Genomic DNA, 16472 nt, shown 5'->3' with positions numbered 1-16472 from the left:
CAATTGAATCATGTTTTACTTTATATAAAATGTTATAAAGATCGTTATTAACAAATATTATTTAAATGATTCATAAGAAAAATTAATTTATATTTATCAAAGTATTATATTAAATAGGCTTTGTTGCACAAAGCTATTCTTGAAGGCCTCTTCAGCAATATAATTTCCAGATGAAGAAGCCTGTTCCTAAAATCTACCGTACAACCAATTGGTCCTCGTATAACCAAGCTTTAATCAAGCGAGGAAATATTTCAATCTGGTTTGATCCTAAGACCCAATGGTATGCACAGCCACAAGGCAAATACGGACGAAATCAAACTTATTCCGATACAGCAATTCAATGCTGTTTAATGATCAAATCTCTATTCCGTCTTTCTTTACGTATGGTCACTGGCTTTGCTCAAAGTCTGATTAAACGCTGTGGTTTGAATTGGACAGCACCAGATTACTCCCCCCTCTGTAGACGACAAAAGCATATTGATATTGCGATAAGCTCTCAGAAAAGTCATGATGGATTACACCTACTCATTGACTCTACAGGATTAAAATTTTTAGGTGAAGGCGAATGGAAGCGTAAGAAACATCAACCTGAATATCGTCGCCAATGGCGCAAACTTCATATCAAATACGAGCATTCCAGCTCACAACAAACAATGTGAGTGATTCACAGGTGCTTGGTGATTTACTTGATCAAATTCCATTGGATGAACGAATTGATTCAGTCTATACAGATGGTGCTTATGACACAAAGCACTGCCGACAAGTCATTTTAGATCGAGATGCACATGCAGTCATTCCACCTAGGAAGAATGCAAAGCTTTGGAAAGATAAGAAATTGAGATATTTAAAGAGAGGAATGAATTATTAAAAACAGTCAAACGGCTAGGTAGGTCACTTTGGAAAAAATGGTCTGGTTATCATCATAGAAGTTTAGTGGAAACCAAAATGCATTGCATCAAATTATTAGGTGATAAATTAACAGCAAGGAGTTTTCCTAGTCAGGTGAATGAGATTTATGCACGTGTAGCAGTTTTGAATAAATTCACAGTATTTGGTCGACCACATACCCAAGTTGTGACTTGAATTTAGCTCAATTACGGTAGCATTGTCTTTCAAACCTTTGTGCAACAAAGCCCATGAAGACTATATTGCGGGCATCGCTAAAGGTTTAAGTATTTTAGAATGTTTTGGACCAGATCGAGTCAATCCTTATGGATTACATTTAGGTAATCGCCTTCCCGCACATGCAACTTCAGCAGGTAAAATATTATTGGCACATCTAAATGCTGAAGAACAAAAACAGTGATTAGAAAAATACCTTTTAAAACGTTTAATTAAATATACGCATACGGATAGTGAAGTTTTCCTTTCACTATTACATGAAATTAAAGAACAGGATCGGTGCTACTCATGTGAAGAACATGAACTAGGTGTAATTTAAGACTCAAATGCAGATGTTGTTGCAGCGTTAAATATTGTTTCTCCAACCATGCATACAATCAAAGATTATTTAATTACTCATATTTTACCTTTACTTCTTGAAACTGCTGGCGACTTGCGTCAAGTTATTTGATAAGAATAAAGCAAAAAATTATTTTCTTAGGCTATGAATAACGTATTAGGTTTAATAATCAGTTCACAACAGATTCACACTTTTACTTTTATGCTGTATATAAAATCAAATGAGTGTAAAAAAATGGCATTTCTCAGAACTTTAGCCGTTTCAACATTAGCCTTATTCTCTTTAGCTTCGTGTAAAAGTATACCGAGCTATTCATCTGACTATACCAAAGCAAGTAAAGAAATATCAGGCATTGCTTTGACGCAAGAACAAGCGGCTGAAATCGGTAAGCGCTTTACTTCAGCATTCAATACACTTGGAACACCAAGTTTTATTAAAAATGCAAGCCAACTTTATGCTAATGACCTATACATTAATGACACCTTATCCCAGTTTTCGAACAAACAAGATTTGGTAAAACATTTTTCAGGTATGAATGAGCATGTGAGTAACGTAAATGTCAAACTTATTAGTGCCACTTATCAAAAAGATTCAGCCTATATACATTGGTATATGGCTTATGATTTTAAAATGTTTGGCCGTAGTAAAACTATGGCATCGTATGGCATAAGCGAAATCAAAATCAACTCCTCTAGCCAAATTGTTTTTCAACAAGACTATTGGGATCCTGCCAATGGTTTATATCGTTCATTACCTTATATCGGAAGAGCCTACTCTTTGATTTTACCGTTCAAAAAATAGTTTAAAATTCGACCATCATAAATTTATAATAATTCAAGGGTGATATATATGAACGATAATTTCTTATTAAATCAATTCAGTCATATTGATGGTTTAATCTTCCTTGCTGTGATAGATAATTATGATGGTGCTATATTAAAATCCATAGGAGATCATTATATAAATATAGATAGTGCTATACTTGAAGTTACCAATATATATAACATGCAAATAAAACTGACACATCAGTTTGATCCACTGGATTATATTGAAGGTATATTTATCAATTTACACAATCAATATCATATGATTACTCCTCTTGAAAGTAATCAAAACCTATTTTTATATGCAATTTTAGATCATACTCTGACAAACCCTGCATATGCACGTTACGAAATTGAACGTATTGAAAAAAATCTTAATTTTTATGCCTATTAAAATATATATTATTAAATAAGCTTTGAATTGAGTATTTCTTTGTACAATGGAGCTTAAAATGAATTCAAATTTAATGAAGAAAATATTTTCATTTTGTGCCATTAACTTAATAGTAGGTACTCATGTAGTGCATGCAAGTGTTCAAACTTGTCAGAATGCCCCACTGATTGTTACGGGAAAAGTTGTTGGTTCAGTGACATATTTTGCAGATGACTGTAAAAAAAACTGGGAAAACCAAAACATACGCCTAGACTTTTCTTATCGTCAAAACATTCCTGAATGGGCATTTAAACGTGCAGCGACTCATTTCCTTAAGAAAAATATTGCAGACTTCTCAGATAACTCACCACTGAATAACATGACAGAATTATATCACTCTGTAAAAAAAGGCGATCTTTATAGCCTCAGCTACAATCACAATAGCAATACACTCAGATTATCTTTAAATCAGAAGACTCTCGGTGCGATTACAGATCAAAAAGCAAATCAGTATTTTAAAATTTGGTTTGGAAATTCACCTTTTAATGCTAAATTAAAACAACAATTACTTAATCCATAGTGGATATTATTATGAGCAATCAATTTATCCTGATGGTTGAAGACCACTATGAACTTGCGGCAACTGTATGTGAGTTTTTAGAGGAACATGGTTTTGTAATTGATCATGCGCGTAACTTGGATGCTGCACGTAATTTTCTTAAAACACAGGCTTATCATCTGCTTTTATTAGACATAAATTTACCTGATGGCTCTGGTTACGATTTATGTGAATGGTTAAGAACAGAACAAGGTATGGATATTCCCGTGCTTATGCTTACCGCTCGTGACACCTTAGATGATAAATTGAAAGGTTTTGTTGCAGGTACAGATGATTATCTAGTTAAACCTTTTGATTTCAATGAATTAGTCATGCGTATTCGTGCCCTAATTAAACGTTCATTAGGCGAAGTTTCCAAAAATAAAATTCAAATTCATGACTTAATTTTAGATAGCTCCACACAAACCATTATTCGTGCAGGTCAACACATTGAATTACCACGGATTCAATTTAAATTACTTAAAATTTTAATGAGAAACTCACCAAGAGTAATAACCAAACAAGAAATTATTATTGAGCTTTGGGGTGATGAAGAGCCTGAAAGCGATGCTTTACGTAGCCATATTTATAATTTACGTAAAATGGTGGATAAACCTTTTCAACAGAAACTCATTCATACCATTTCTGGTGTTGGTTTAAAAATCGCACTTGAGGATTAAGTGCTTTAATTCATATATACAACAACAATTAATCCTGTTGTATTCGGCAGTTCAAGTTCAGTATGTGTATTTAAATAATATTGACGATCGAACAACTCAACTCTCCAGCCCAGTTGCATACATAGTTTTTCTACTAACTGTAGACCTATGCCATGTCCTTTAGGATTGAGTTTTAGCTGAGTACGACTTAATTCTCGGACTTTTAATTCATCTGGTAGGCTAATTCCAATGCCGTTATCAGCGATGATGATGCTATTTTTCTGTTGAATAATATGAATACTCGAGCCTTGAGAATAATTTAGCGCATTACGCAAAATATTGCTCAACACCATTTTTGTCATCGATGGATATAATAGGCGTGTTGATTCTGGATCATCATACTGCACCAAAATCTCCATCCCTTTGCTTTGGCTTACCATATCTAAATCGTGAACGAGATCAGTAATAATCACTGATAATCGAGTTTGATCGGCATTTAGGGTATTGGTCGTGTTACGTGCAATTGCAAGTAAAGTATCTACAAGTAATTGCATGTCTTCAATGGTATTTGCTATACGGTTCAATGATTTATCATTACCATATCTTGCTTGGCAGATTTGGACATTACCTTTCAAAATCGTCAAAGGCGTACGTAATTCGTGACTAACGTCCCCCGTAAACTCGCGTTCACGATGAATAAACTCACTCAATACTTCATGGTACTTTTCTAATGCCTGTTTTAGATATTCTGCTTCCAAATTGCCATTGGTACTAATATCTTGAAATGGAGAAGCTTCTTTATTTTGATGAACCCAGTCTATTTGTTCTAACGCATTTGCAAGACGGGTAATCGGTGAAAAATAACGTTTCGCACGGCGATTTGACCACCATAAAATACTATACAGCACGATCAAACTAAACATTAATGGCGCAAGACCAAACATCCAAACAATTTTATTGACGTTACTTTCACCAAACACCAACAACACATGTTGTCCATTTCGCTCGCCATAAACAGTCATACGATCTTTGCCATCTACAAAAATACGATGCACACCTTGCTGTAAAGTCAAATCACGAAATGGTTGCGGAGGCTTGTTTGATGACCATCGATAACCATATAAATTTTTAGTGTCTGGAAGATCAGCATTTGGATTTCGATCAACACGTATCCAATAATGTTCCATTTCTTGTTCAAGCGCAGTTTTGAGTAATGAACCTTTAATCACCCATGCACTACAAGCAATACCAATAACAATTGAAAGTGCGATCAGCCCGATCTGCAACCAATAATAGCGATTAAACATCTCACCGAGTGGATGATTATTTCCGTCATTTTGTTTCGATCTAAACATTGGCTGATCTACTTACAGAGTTATCTTTAATTATACGGCTTTCTTTTTAAACAGGAAGTGACCGACAACCCACTCTTGCCCTTGTTCAAACCCAAATAATTCTGCACAAGCCATAAAGAAAATACGCCAACGTTGCCACCATGCTTCTGCATCTTGAGCGTAAACCTGTTCAAAAAGTGGTTTTAATTGTTCTACATTGCGATCCATATTTTCTAACCAAGCATTCGCTGTTTTCTCGTAATGAGTACCCGACCATTGCCAATGTTTAGATAGTTCTAAATGCTCTTGAAAATGTAAAAATGTTGAACTGGCTGGCATCAAACCACCTGTAAAGAAGTAGCGTGACATCCAATCATATTCACTTTTAATTTCAAATGGATAATGTAAAAAACGATGACAAAAAATATGACACCACAACATTCCATCTGCTTTGAGCCAAGACTGAATTTTCTCAAAAAGTTTTTGATAGTTTCGAACATGTTCAAACATTTCAACCGAAACCACACGATCAAAAGTATTTGCTTTTAACTCAAGCACATTAACATCACAGGTTAAGATTTCTACGTTGTTTAGACCACGCTTTTGAGCTTCTGCAAGAATATGTTGGCGTTGAGTAGCTGAATTAGACACTCCAGTAATTTTTGCATTTGGATACCGCTCTGCCATCCATAAGGTAAATGATCCCCACCCACAGCCTAGCTCTAAAATTTGTTGACCATCATGTAATTGAGCGCGATCACTATATATCTGTAGTGAAAATTCTTCAGCTTCATCCAAATTTGTTCGATCATGGGGAAAGAAACATGCACTATATTTTAAACGTTTCCCTAGTACAGCCTGAAAGAATGCTGTAGGTAATTCATAATGCTGCTCGTTGGCTTTGTCCGTTTCGATCGCAATTTCACTGTGCTTTAACATATTAAGCACATCCATATAGCGCTGAGCACCTTGTTCAGGGTCATAACGCCCTTCTTGAATCAAACGCTTTTTACTCAATGCACGGATGGCTGCACGAATCGCTTGATCTGGAACTAAACCGCTTTCAACGAGTTTTAAAGATTTTTGAATTATAAAGTCCATGTGCAGTACCTACTGTTTGGGTTTCCACGGAATAAACATTGAAGTTCGTTTTTGATAATCGAGATAATTTTGACCGCGATTTTTTAAGGCTTGTTGTTCACTAAATGGAATACCTGTGATGTAGTACAAAAACAACCACATCAACACTGGATATATCCACAAGCTATATAATCCTGCTACTAACCCAATGGTTGGATAAGCAAACCAATGCAACCATTCAAAGAAATAGTTTGGATGACGTGAATATCTCCATAGACCTTGATCCATTGTTTTACCATGATTATTGGGATTCTGCTTGAACCGATATAATTGTTGATCTGCAACCGTCTCGCCAACGAATGCAACAAACATAATCAAACCTGCAATAATCAAATAATCATTGGTATCCATGCTCCAAGACATACTTGGCACATTGAGCAAACTCCACATCGGAATGCTAAATAAAATGGCTAATCCTGCCTGAAACATAAAAAAAGCAAAGAAACCTAAATGTTGATATTTTCCCATCGCCCTACGCATATTGGCATATCGTCTATCTTCCTCATGTTCAGCCATATAACGCCGAAACAAGTGCCAGCTCAATCGTAAAAACCAAATCGAACTGAATATTCCAATAAACAATCTGACGCTAAATGGTGCAACATCAATAAGTAATGCTGTCAGAGCAATATTTAAAAAAATACAAAAGCTCCAAGCGACATCTACAATACCAGCTCGATGATTAGAGGTTGCCCACAACCAACACAGCGTCATTACTACGGCATCAAGTAAAAATAATTGCCACAACATAACCACCTCCTTGATGCATTAAAAAATCATGGATTTTTTAATAAGGGCTTGCTTCAAATAGAAGATGCACATCACTGATCACCCCTTCTTTAAAGCCTCCTTCGCAATAACAGAGATAGAAATCCCACATCCGAATAAAGTTTTCATCAAATCCTAAAGCCAAAACGTGTTCTTTAGCATTTAAGAAACGCTCACGCCATTGATGAATCGTTTCTGCATAGCTCAAGCCAATATCTTCAAGATGTTTTAAACGTAACTGTTGTTCAGATGCAGCTTGAGTTAAAACACTGATACACGGAATAAAACTACCTGGAAAAATATAGCGTTTAATATAATCCACTGTATTCAAAGCTTTTTTATAACGTGCATCTTCAATCGTGATAGCTTGAATCAACCCCAAACCGTTCGGTTTTAGTAAAGATCGGCATTTATTAAAGTAAGTCGATAAATATTGTTCACCGACAGCTTCAATCATTTCGATCGAAACCAACTTATCGAATTTTCCTTCTAATAATCGGTAATCTTTAAGCTGAACACTGACACGATGACTGAGACCTACATCGGCGATACGTTTAGTTGCTTCATCGTATTGTGCTTGAGAAATGGTAATCGTGGTCACTTTGCAGCCATAATGCTGAGCAGCGTAAATTGCAAATCCGCCCCAACCACTACCGATCTCAACCAAGTGATCCATCGGTTTGAGCTGTAATTTCTGACAAATCAGTTCTTTTTTATAATCCGATGCTTCTTCCAAAGTCATATCTTTGTGCTTATACACAGCACTTGAATACATCATTGAAGAATCAAGAAAAAGTTTGAAAAAATCATTGCTCAGGTCGTAATGCTCTGCAATATTTTTTCGACTTCCTGACAATGAATTTTTACGTGTTTTATACCAAGCTTTTAATACAAGTTGACTGGCTTGAGAAATCACATTTTGATTAATTTTATCGAGCACATGACGGTTTCTCGCCAAAATTTGAATGACCTCAACGAGGTGTTTACTGCTCCAATAGCCTCGAATATAACCTTCAGCTGCACCAAGTACACCATTTTTAAAAATGAGATCGATCAATTCTTTATTATGAATCTCTATCGTCGCTTCTAAATCAGAAACCTCACCCACGGTACCATTCCATTCTCCACGAAAATGAATTTGTCCATGACGAAGTTTGAGCAAGCTTCGAAGAACCAAAGGCAGTGAATCTTGTTCACCGAAAATAAGCGTTTTCATCATGTTGTTTTAAATCCTTATCTTTTTTTGGGTGCCGATAAAATGGAACTTTCTTTCGCCATAGATGAAAAGCTTGAACGTATATCGAAGCTAACATCTTGAAAGGTTCAAAGATATGATAAATAGCATAACGATTCAGTTGTGAAGGAACTGTGATGCTGGTTAACGTGAAATGCATGGTTGCATCAAAGATCAATTTATCTGATTGATAAAGCTGCATATGAATCACATTCTGTTCATCTGAAAAGTTAAATCGCCATTTGTACTGAATATCCATTGGCATAAACGGTGAAACATGAAAACTTTTTTCAAATTCAAACTCATAACTTTTAAAATGACTGTGCTCTTTTAATTTTTGACGGCAGTCATGCACATAAACTTCACGTTCATTCCAAGGGGTATTGGTAATTTCACTCAATATGAAAAGAGGCTGTTTTTGAGGATTGAGTACAAAATAAAAGATGACTGAATTAAAACTAAATCCTAAAGTTCTTGGTAAAGCAAGGACACGAATTTCTGATTGTGTCGACAAAATCGTATCTTCTTTCTGCAAAAGGATTTTCTTAATTCGTTCTCTGATCGAACCTGTATAGCCTTTTAGAAAATCATTTTCATAGAGATTTAATATATTCCAACGCGAAGTAGAACAAAGCCATGAACGATCTAGGTTCTGATCAATACGATCTGGATCAAAACATAAATAGCTCAAACTAGACTGAAAATCGTGTGCTTTAGGATAAAAGCGCCGATGTCTAATCTGAGCTTTGGCTATGGAAAGTGAATCTTCAAACATGTGATCACCTCCAAATTTAGTCATTCAATGTTAATAGTTTATCGACTACACGTTGAGCACTTCTCGCTCCATCTTCATGAAACCCCCAACCCCAATATGCTCCACAGAATGAACTGCGGTTTTGACCATCGATCAAATCCCAACGCGCTTGTGATTCAATTGCTTTCTTATCAAAAACAGGATGTCGATAACGACGTTCGACATAAATCTTTTCTTTTGCGATCGGCATATTCGGATTGAGTGTAGAAAATATCTGAGTCTTACACGGTAGCTTCTGCAAGCTGTTCATCCAATAGGTAAATCCATAGTGCACTTGATGGGCTTTACTATTTTTTTTAGGTTTCTCTTGAGCAGTGACATGCACATGCCAACTCGCCCATTGAGACTGACGCTTCGGCATGATCGAAGTATCACAATGTACCACCATAAAGTTATCTTGATAATCAAAACAACCTAATACGTCTCGCTCAGCTGCCGAAGGATTTTGAATCAGCTTTAACGTGTCATCAGCATGACTCGCAAACACAATCCAATCAAAAACTTCCTCATTTCGATCGGTTACAACAGTAACCTTATCTGATTCACGTAGCACTTGTTGTACTTGCGCTTTTTTCCAAATAATCGACGGACACGCTTTTTGAATCGCTCGTATATAAGAAGCTGAACCACCTTTAACCGTCTGCCATTGAGGGCGGTCTTCCAATTGCAACATACGATGATGTTGAAAAAAACTTACAACAAACTTATAGGGAATATTTCCAACTTGATCCACTGGGCTTGACCACAATGCACCACACATTGGGTATAAATGTTCTTGGCGAAATACCTCTGAATAATCATTTTGATTCAGATAGTCTTCGATACTCAGTTCGGCGTTGCATTGATCTAACTGAATATCCTTGTTGTCTTGATAAAAACGAATCAAGTCGGACAGCATGATCCGAAATTTCTTGTTTAAAAAATTCTGAGGTCGCGTTAATAGTGACCATTTTTTTGATGGATTATATTGAAGCCCTGTCACTCGGTTGTTGACTGAAAAGCTCATGTCACTATTCTGTGCTTCTACAGCTAATGCAGCCAGCATGGCACTGAATAGAGGATAATTATAATCATTGAATACAATAAAACCGCTATCTACAGCAACGTTTTTACGTTCAATCCAAAGATCATGTGTATCCGTATGCCCACCGAAATACTGTTCTTTCTCAAAGATTGTGACTTCATGCTGTTTTGATAATTTCCATGCAGCATATATACCTGAAATACCAGAGCCTACGATTGCAATCTTCATCAAGACTCCTCGCTTTGAATTTTGCTTGTGTTTATTTTGAGATTTAATTGATGACTTTTATGGATATCATAAATACGTTGTGGTACAGGTTTAATTCCCCAAATCAACCCAAAAAAAGACATCATTTTTAAAATGTAATAAGTAATGTCGATTTGCCACCAGAAGAAACCTTGCCGAGTACTCCCCGCATAATAATGATGGTTGTTATGCCAACCCTCACCCAATGTAATAATTGATAAAAATAAATTATTTCGGCTGTTATCCTTCGTCTCGAAGTCTCGACTGCCATATAAATGCGCAAGTGAATTGATACATAAAGTCGCATGAATCAATAAAACTGTCGAAATGACAAAACCCCAGACCAATAGCTGTAAGCCTGATGTACCTAAACTCGGATAAGCAATACTCAACCACTCACCTAAACCATAAATTGCAAAAGCAGTGAACAAGACCACAGGTAAACTAAAGCGATCTAACCAAACAATTTCAGGAAACTTTAACCAGTCTTTAATGACTTCTTTTCGTGTAGAAAAATTCTGTTCATTTAAAAACCATCCGATATGACTGTACCAAAATCCGTGTGTAGATGAATGTGGATCGTGATCTGTGTCAGTAAAACGATGATGATAACGATGATGAGCTGCCCACCATAAAGGCCCTCGCTGTGCACTCATGGTTCCGATCAACACAAAAAAGAATTGTATTGGACGCGAAGTTTGAAAGGTTTTATGCGAAAGATAACGATGAAAAAAAGCAGTGATCGCAAACATACGAATAAAATAAAAAAACAGCATGAATGCGATAGCAAACCAAGATACACCCACCCAAAAAACTGCAAGACAAGCGATATGCAGCAAAATGAATGGTAAAATTCTAAACCACTGAATCTTGGTATCTTTTGAGCTTTCTTGAAAGGGAATATGCTGTTTATCTAAAGTATCAGTCAGTGACCAACTATCCATCCATCGCAGAAAAAATTTAAACATTGATTCTTCCTGACCCAATCTCTTTTTATATTTGTAATATTAATAGAAATCATATGAAGTTTATGTGAAGCATCGTTTTAGGCATGCTAGTGAACTCTTAGCATCATAATACAAAATTACATAGGAAACATAAATTTATGTATCTTTTAACCTAAACTCAAAATCTTATCGCTTGAGTCTAGGCTCAGTTTTAGAAACTAAAAATCAAATAGATAACAATATAATTAAAGAGAAAGTATAGGTAAAATTTTCATTAAGCTTGTAATCACAAAGTAAATGGCAACACAAATCACCACCACAGCGAATACCTTTTGTACCGTTTTTATATCAATCAGGCTGATTAATCTTCTGCCAATTAACATGCCAATAATACAAGCCACAACAAAGCTAACAGTTACAGCGATTGGATACTGAAAGCCATCTATAATGTGTATTAAAATACTTACACCACCAATTAAGAAAATGATCATCAGTGACGTTGCAACGATACTCCGCATATCCAAATCAGTGACTTTACGTAATGCAGGCACAATCACAAAACCGCCACCAACCCCCAATAATCCAGTTAATAGACCTGCAATCACACCGATAATACCCAATACTGAAGCAGTTTTAACATTCCAAATCAGTTGTCCTGTTGATTGATTCACCTTACACGGCGGATCTTCAAAATCATTCACCTTATTGAAGAAAATACGATAAGCCACAATCATCATCACGATACTGAATCCAAGGCTTAACCAAACTGGAGAAATAATATTCGCAAGATGGATGCCATAGCGTGCCGATGGCAGACTAATCAGGGCAATCCAGATCGCTGCACGATAACGCACAATTTTTTTGAATAAGCCTTGAACCATACCAACAAATGCAGAAAGTGTTACTGCCAACAAACCTACTGGTGCAGCTTGAGACACTGTCCATCCTTGACTCGCCATCAATGCTGGTACAGCCAAAATACCGCCACCTGCGCCTGTCAATCCAAGTAAACATCCGATCGCAAGACCTTCTAAGACTAATAACCACATGATATGCAATGTCCTCGTACAAGGATGAACCCATTTCTGGAGAAAATACTGTCCTAACTCAGCTCTGAATCAGGACTAAGTATTTGATTTGTTTAAGCTGAATAAACTAAAGTTTTGGCTTCACCAGCCATTCACGACCTTTGAGCATTCCATCCCAATACATCGGCGGTAGAATTTGCTCTTTTAACAACCATGCAAGCTGTGAAGGTTTTTGCCCATCGAGCAACCACTTAGGAAAACTAGGTAGCAGTTTTCCGCCATAACCAAATTCTGCCAACACAATCTTTCCACGCTCAACAGTAAGCGGACATGATCCATAACCATCATATTGCGCAAAATGTTGATTGCCTTTTAAGTACTGCAATACATTCACTGCAACAATAGGTGCTTGCTTTCGTGCTGCTGCTGCCGTTTTTGCATTTGGTGCATTAGTAACATCACCCAAAGCAAAGATGTAAGGATACTTGCTATGCTGTAAGGTATGCTGATCAACACTGACCCAGCCTGCCGCATCAACCAAGTTACTTGCTCGAATAAAATCAGGTGCTTGCTGCGGAGGAACAACATGAATCATGTCGAAATCAGTTTCAATCACTGAAGTATTTTCCCCTTCACTGACATTAAACCAAGCTCGCTTTTGGCTTCCATCGACTTTAATCAATTGATGATTAAAGTTTAAATTGGCATTGTAACGTTTAATATATTCCATCAAAGCTGGAACATAAGCTTGTATACCAAATAACACCGCACCTGTATTATAGAAATTGATTTCAATATCTTTTAATACACCTTGTTTTTGCCAATAATCAGCTGACAAATACATGGCTTTTTGCGGAGCACCAGCACATTTAATTGGCATAGGCGGCTGTGTAAAAACAGCTTTACCCTGCTTCATATTACGAACCAAATCCCACGTATAGGGTGCAAGGTCATAACGATAGTTTGAAGTCACACCATTTTTACCCAGTGTTTCCACTAAGCCTTCAATTCCATGCCAATTTAGTTTTAAGCCTGGGCATAGCACCAATGCTTCATAGTTAATTGGTTTACACCCTTCTAATAAAACTTGTTTATTATCAGGATCAAAAGCTGCAACAGCTGCCTTTATCCAATGAACTTGTTTAGGAATCAGACTCGCCATTGTTCTTACCGTTTTTTCAGGAGCAAATATCCCACCGCCCACCATCGTCCATCCTGGTTGGTAGTAATGAATTTCAGCAGGATCAATCACGGCAATATCTAAATTCGGTTGACGAGACAACAAACTCGATGCCACTGAAATACCCGCCGCACCCGCACCTACAATCACCACAGAGAAAGTCGGAATATTGTTTAACTGACTTGGGTTTTGCTTCAAAATTCGAGGGACTAAACCTTGTAAATCGTAGCCCAGTGATTTTGACTGCAACAACATCTGATCAATGGTAAGTTCAGCCACTTGAGACAGTGCCCATAAGGTAATTGATCGAGTTCCTGAACGGCAAAATGCTAGTACAGGTTTTTTAGATTTTTGATAAAGTGACTTAAATTCAATCGCTTGCTCATCTGTCACCCGCCCACTCACAACAGGCAAATATTCCAACTGAATTCCCTGCCGAATGGCCGCTTCTTGGATCTCAATGATATTTGGCTGGTCGACACCTTCACCATCAGGGCGATTACAAATAATCGTTTTGATTCCCTTGGCTGCAATTTCAACCAAATCAGATTGATTGATCTGAGCTGATACCCAAAACTCAGGGTTAACTTGTTTTAATTCAATCACAGTTTTCCCCTTATTTCCCACATGCTTTATTTGCAGGCAAAGCAATATCAATCTTTTTAGGATATGGGAGATCAAGGTTTTTCATAATTTCAACGAAGTCTTGTTTACTACGCCCCTGACCTAAACGGGAATTATGTACACGTTCATGACCGACTGTTGAAAACAAACGTCCTTTGTAGTCATGCCCCGGATAAACAATCGTGTCGTCAGGTAAAGTGAATATCTGTTGGTGAATACTGTCGTATAAGGTTTCAGCATTTCCTTCTTGGAAATCAGTACGACCACAACCATCTATCAGTAATGCATCACCTGTAAATACCATAGTGTCGATTACATAGCTTGTACAAGCATTAGTATGTCCGGGGGTATAACGCGCTTCTATTAAGAATTCACCAACACGTATCGCACTGCGATCAGTGATAAAAATATCGCCGCAATCTACACCCGAATTACGATGTAAAACTGTTTTACAGCCAAAACGTGCTCTGAGTAAATTTGCAGCCGTAACGTGATCTGCATGAACATGCGTATCTAAGCTGTAAACTAACTTGAGATTCAACTGATTCAGCATTTGTTCATAACTTTCTATTTCAGAAGCAACTGGATCAATCAGTACCGCTTCACGTGTTTGTTCAGATGCAACCAAATAAGTATAAGTTGAACTTTCTTTTTCAAAAAACTGATGAAGTATCATTTGAATTGGTCTCGATATGCTTGGTTATATTCTTATTTTGCAAACTAAGTGCCAACTTTATGCGTTATAAATTATATTCAAATAAAACAATATATTAATTAATAATATTTAATTTTAAATAAAATCACCATTTCATTAATGTTGCATAATGTGTTTCAATTGTTTCAAGTGAAAAACATATAATGAAACATCATGAGCCAAGCGATTGATTTTTATACTCAAGCTGATTTAGAGAGCTTTTTGTTTAAATTGCAAACCCTAATGTTAGACAGTTCCCTTCTTATCTTAGATCAATCTAAGCAGCGCTTTGTGTATGAATTGAACGATAAAAAAATCAATAATTCATTATTTCAAACTTTAAAAAAAACAATACAACATCATGAGCTTGAAATCGGACGACATATGATTAGTGATGCAGCTCAATCCATTGAGCTGTTTTGCCATCGTCATCCCATTAGAATTATCGATCAGCGCTTTGAGGGAACCATGTATTTATTACAATCCACTCAAGTCATACAGAAAATAAAACAAGATCAAAAGATCACAGCTTTAGAGCAGACTTTTCATAGCCAATCTGCTGAAATGCAACGCATGTTTTCAATCATTCAACGTGTTGCAATTACAGAGTTTCCTGTTTTAGTTCGAGGCGAGTCTGGCAGTGGAAAAGAACTGGTTGCACAGGCTATCCATGATCATAGTCAGCGGAAAAATAACGTATTTATTGCCATTAACTGTGCAGCTTTAAATGCCAACATTCTGGAAAGCGAATTATTTGGTCACGTCAAAGGTGCATTTACAGGGGCAATTCGAGAACATAAAGGTGTCTTTGAACGTGCTGCGGGCGGAACACTTTTTTTAGATGAAATCGCTGAAATTCCATTAGAACTTCAAGCAAAATTATTAAGAGTTCTTGAGACTGGTGAATTTACACCTTTAGGTGGAGAAAAATCGATTAGAGCGAATGTCCGTATTATCACCGCTACTCATCGAGCGTTACGAGAAGAAGCTCGTCTTGGACGCTTCCGTCAGGATTTATTATATCGACTCCGTGTGATTCCAATTTTTGTTCCACCACTCCGTGATCGCAAAGAAGATATTCCTTTGATTGCCAATTATATTTTAACTGAGCAACAAAATGTTTTTGGAGCTTCTCCAAAACTCTCTGATGCAGCCTTACAGAAACTGATTGATTATGATTGGCCCGGAAATGTTCGTGAACTGAAAAATACCCTACTCTATGCACTGACGATGGCAAATGAAAAATCTGAGATTGATATTTACGATTTGCCCGATGAAATCATTGATAATCAACATTCAATCCTTTCAAACTTAGTAATAGAAGCAGACCCACTGCTGCTTTCGGATAAAATCAATAAAGAAACGATACGGAAAAAATTAATTCAATACCAAAATGATCTTTCACTCGCAGCAAAAGCACTGGGTATGAGTCGAACCACACTTTGGCGTTATCGTAAAAAATTTAATTTATAAAAAATAAAAAAGCGAGACTTGAACATCTCGCTTTTTTATTGATCACCTTA

The 16472-nt window shown here is 36.7% G+C and carries 15 protein-coding genes and 2 pseudogenes; 7 read left to right on the top strand and 10 right to left on the bottom strand.

Annotated elements, in window-relative coordinates; all coding sequences use genetic code 11:
• Window positions 1–170 precede the first annotated feature (170 nt).
• The 6 genes and pseudogenes from ACN19N_RS06240 (at window position 171) to ACN19N_RS06215 (ending at window position 3937) form a co-directional block, all read left to right on the top strand.
• Window positions 171–1083 (top strand): annotated as a pseudogene (locus ACN19N_RS06240) (IS5 family transposase).
• Window positions 1084–1195: 112 nt separating this feature from the next.
• Window positions 1196–1573: pseudogene (locus ACN19N_RS06235) on the top strand (IclR family transcriptional regulator domain-containing protein); the annotation flags it as partial.
• Between the two features lie 123 nt (window positions 1574–1696).
• Window positions 1697–2263, top strand: coding sequence for a nuclear transport factor 2 family protein (locus ACN19N_RS06230; RefSeq protein WP_269228180.1), 567 nt, complete (start codon window positions 1697–1699; stop codon window positions 2261–2263).
• 48 nt (window positions 2264–2311) lie between these two features.
• Window positions 2312–2680, top strand: coding sequence for a roadblock/LC7 domain-containing protein (locus ACN19N_RS06225; RefSeq protein WP_420002210.1), 369 nt, complete (start codon window positions 2312–2314; stop codon window positions 2678–2680).
• Between the two features lie 58 nt (window positions 2681–2738).
• Window positions 2739–3239: a chalcone isomerase family protein gene (locus ACN19N_RS06220; protein ID WP_420002209.1), complete on the top strand. Its 501-nt coding sequence runs from the start codon at window positions 2739–2741 to the stop codon at window positions 3237–3239.
• 11 nt (window positions 3240–3250) lie between these two features.
• Window positions 3251–3937, top strand: a complete 687-nt coding sequence (locus tag ACN19N_RS06215; protein ID WP_005159494.1) for a response regulator transcription factor — start codon at window positions 3251–3253, stop codon at window positions 3935–3937.
• Window positions 3938–3942: 5 nt separating this feature from the next.
• Here ACN19N_RS06215 and ACN19N_RS06210 read toward each other — a convergent pair whose 3' ends face one another.
• The 10 genes from ACN19N_RS06210 to ACN19N_RS06165 form a co-directional block, all read right to left on the bottom strand.
• On the bottom strand, window positions 3943–5271 hold the full coding sequence (locus tag ACN19N_RS06210; protein WP_420002208.1) for a sensor histidine kinase: 1329 nt from the start codon (window positions 5269–5271) through the stop codon (window positions 3943–3945).
• A 30-nt stretch (window positions 5272–5301) separates the two neighbouring features.
• Complete coding sequence (locus ACN19N_RS06205; RefSeq protein WP_269228184.1) at window positions 5302–6351, bottom strand: SAM-dependent methyltransferase; 1050 nt, start codon at window positions 6349–6351, stop codon at window positions 5302–5304.
• A gap of 9 nt (window positions 6352–6360) precedes the next feature.
• Window positions 6361–7140, bottom strand: a complete 780-nt coding sequence (locus tag ACN19N_RS06200) for a DUF1295 domain-containing protein (protein ID WP_420002207.1) — start codon at window positions 7138–7140, stop codon at window positions 6361–6363.
• Window positions 7141–7177: 37 nt separating this feature from the next.
• On the bottom strand, window positions 7178–8377 hold the full coding sequence (locus ACN19N_RS06195; protein ID WP_269228186.1) for an SAM-dependent methyltransferase: 1200 nt from the start codon (window positions 8375–8377) through the stop codon (window positions 7178–7180).
• Entirely contained in the window at window positions 8352–9167 is an 816-nt protein-coding gene (locus tag ACN19N_RS06190; RefSeq protein ID WP_420002206.1) for a DUF1365 domain-containing protein, read from the bottom strand. Before ACN19N_RS06190 ends, ACN19N_RS06195 begins: the two co-directional genes overlap by 26 nt.
• 16 nt (window positions 9168–9183) lie before the next feature.
• A complete protein-coding gene (locus ACN19N_RS06185) occupies window positions 9184–10458 on the bottom strand; it encodes an NAD(P)/FAD-dependent oxidoreductase (protein ID WP_420002205.1) in 1275 nt (424 codons plus the stop codon).
• Window positions 10458–11444 carry an acyl-CoA desaturase gene (locus tag ACN19N_RS06180; protein ID WP_269239431.1) on the bottom strand — a complete coding sequence of 329 codons (987 nt, stop codon included), beginning with the start codon at window positions 11442–11444 and terminating at the stop codon, window positions 10458–10460. Before ACN19N_RS06180 ends, ACN19N_RS06185 begins: the two co-directional genes overlap by 1 nt.
• Before the next feature lie 224 nt (window positions 11445–11668).
• Window positions 11669–12472 (bottom strand): sulfite exporter TauE/SafE family protein, encoded by an 804-nt coding sequence (locus ACN19N_RS06175; RefSeq protein ID WP_420002204.1) that lies wholly within the window; start codon window positions 12470–12472, stop codon window positions 11669–11671.
• 106 nt (window positions 12473–12578) lie between these two features.
• Window positions 12579–14234 (bottom strand): TIGR01244 family sulfur transferase, encoded by a 1656-nt coding sequence (locus ACN19N_RS06170; protein WP_420002359.1) that lies wholly within the window; start codon window positions 14232–14234, stop codon window positions 12579–12581.
• Window positions 14235–14247: 13 nt separating this feature from the next.
• Window positions 14248–14931: an MBL fold metallo-hydrolase gene (locus ACN19N_RS06165; protein WP_420002203.1), complete on the bottom strand. Its 684-nt coding sequence runs from the start codon at window positions 14929–14931 to the stop codon at window positions 14248–14250.
• 192 nt (window positions 14932–15123) lie between these two features.
• Between ACN19N_RS06165 and ACN19N_RS06160 the strand changes: the two genes are divergently transcribed.
• A complete protein-coding gene (locus tag ACN19N_RS06160) occupies window positions 15124–16422 on the top strand; it encodes a sigma-54 interaction domain-containing protein (RefSeq protein WP_420002202.1) in 1299 nt (432 codons plus the stop codon).
• The last annotated feature ends 50 nt before the right edge of the window (window positions 16423–16472 follow it).

It is taken from the genome of Acinetobacter sp. LF10 (assembly GCF_048585715.1).
Taxonomy (GTDB): domain Bacteria; phylum Pseudomonadota; class Gammaproteobacteria; order Pseudomonadales; family Moraxellaceae; genus Acinetobacter.
This window is presented reverse-complemented; position numbering and strand designations above follow the sequence as displayed.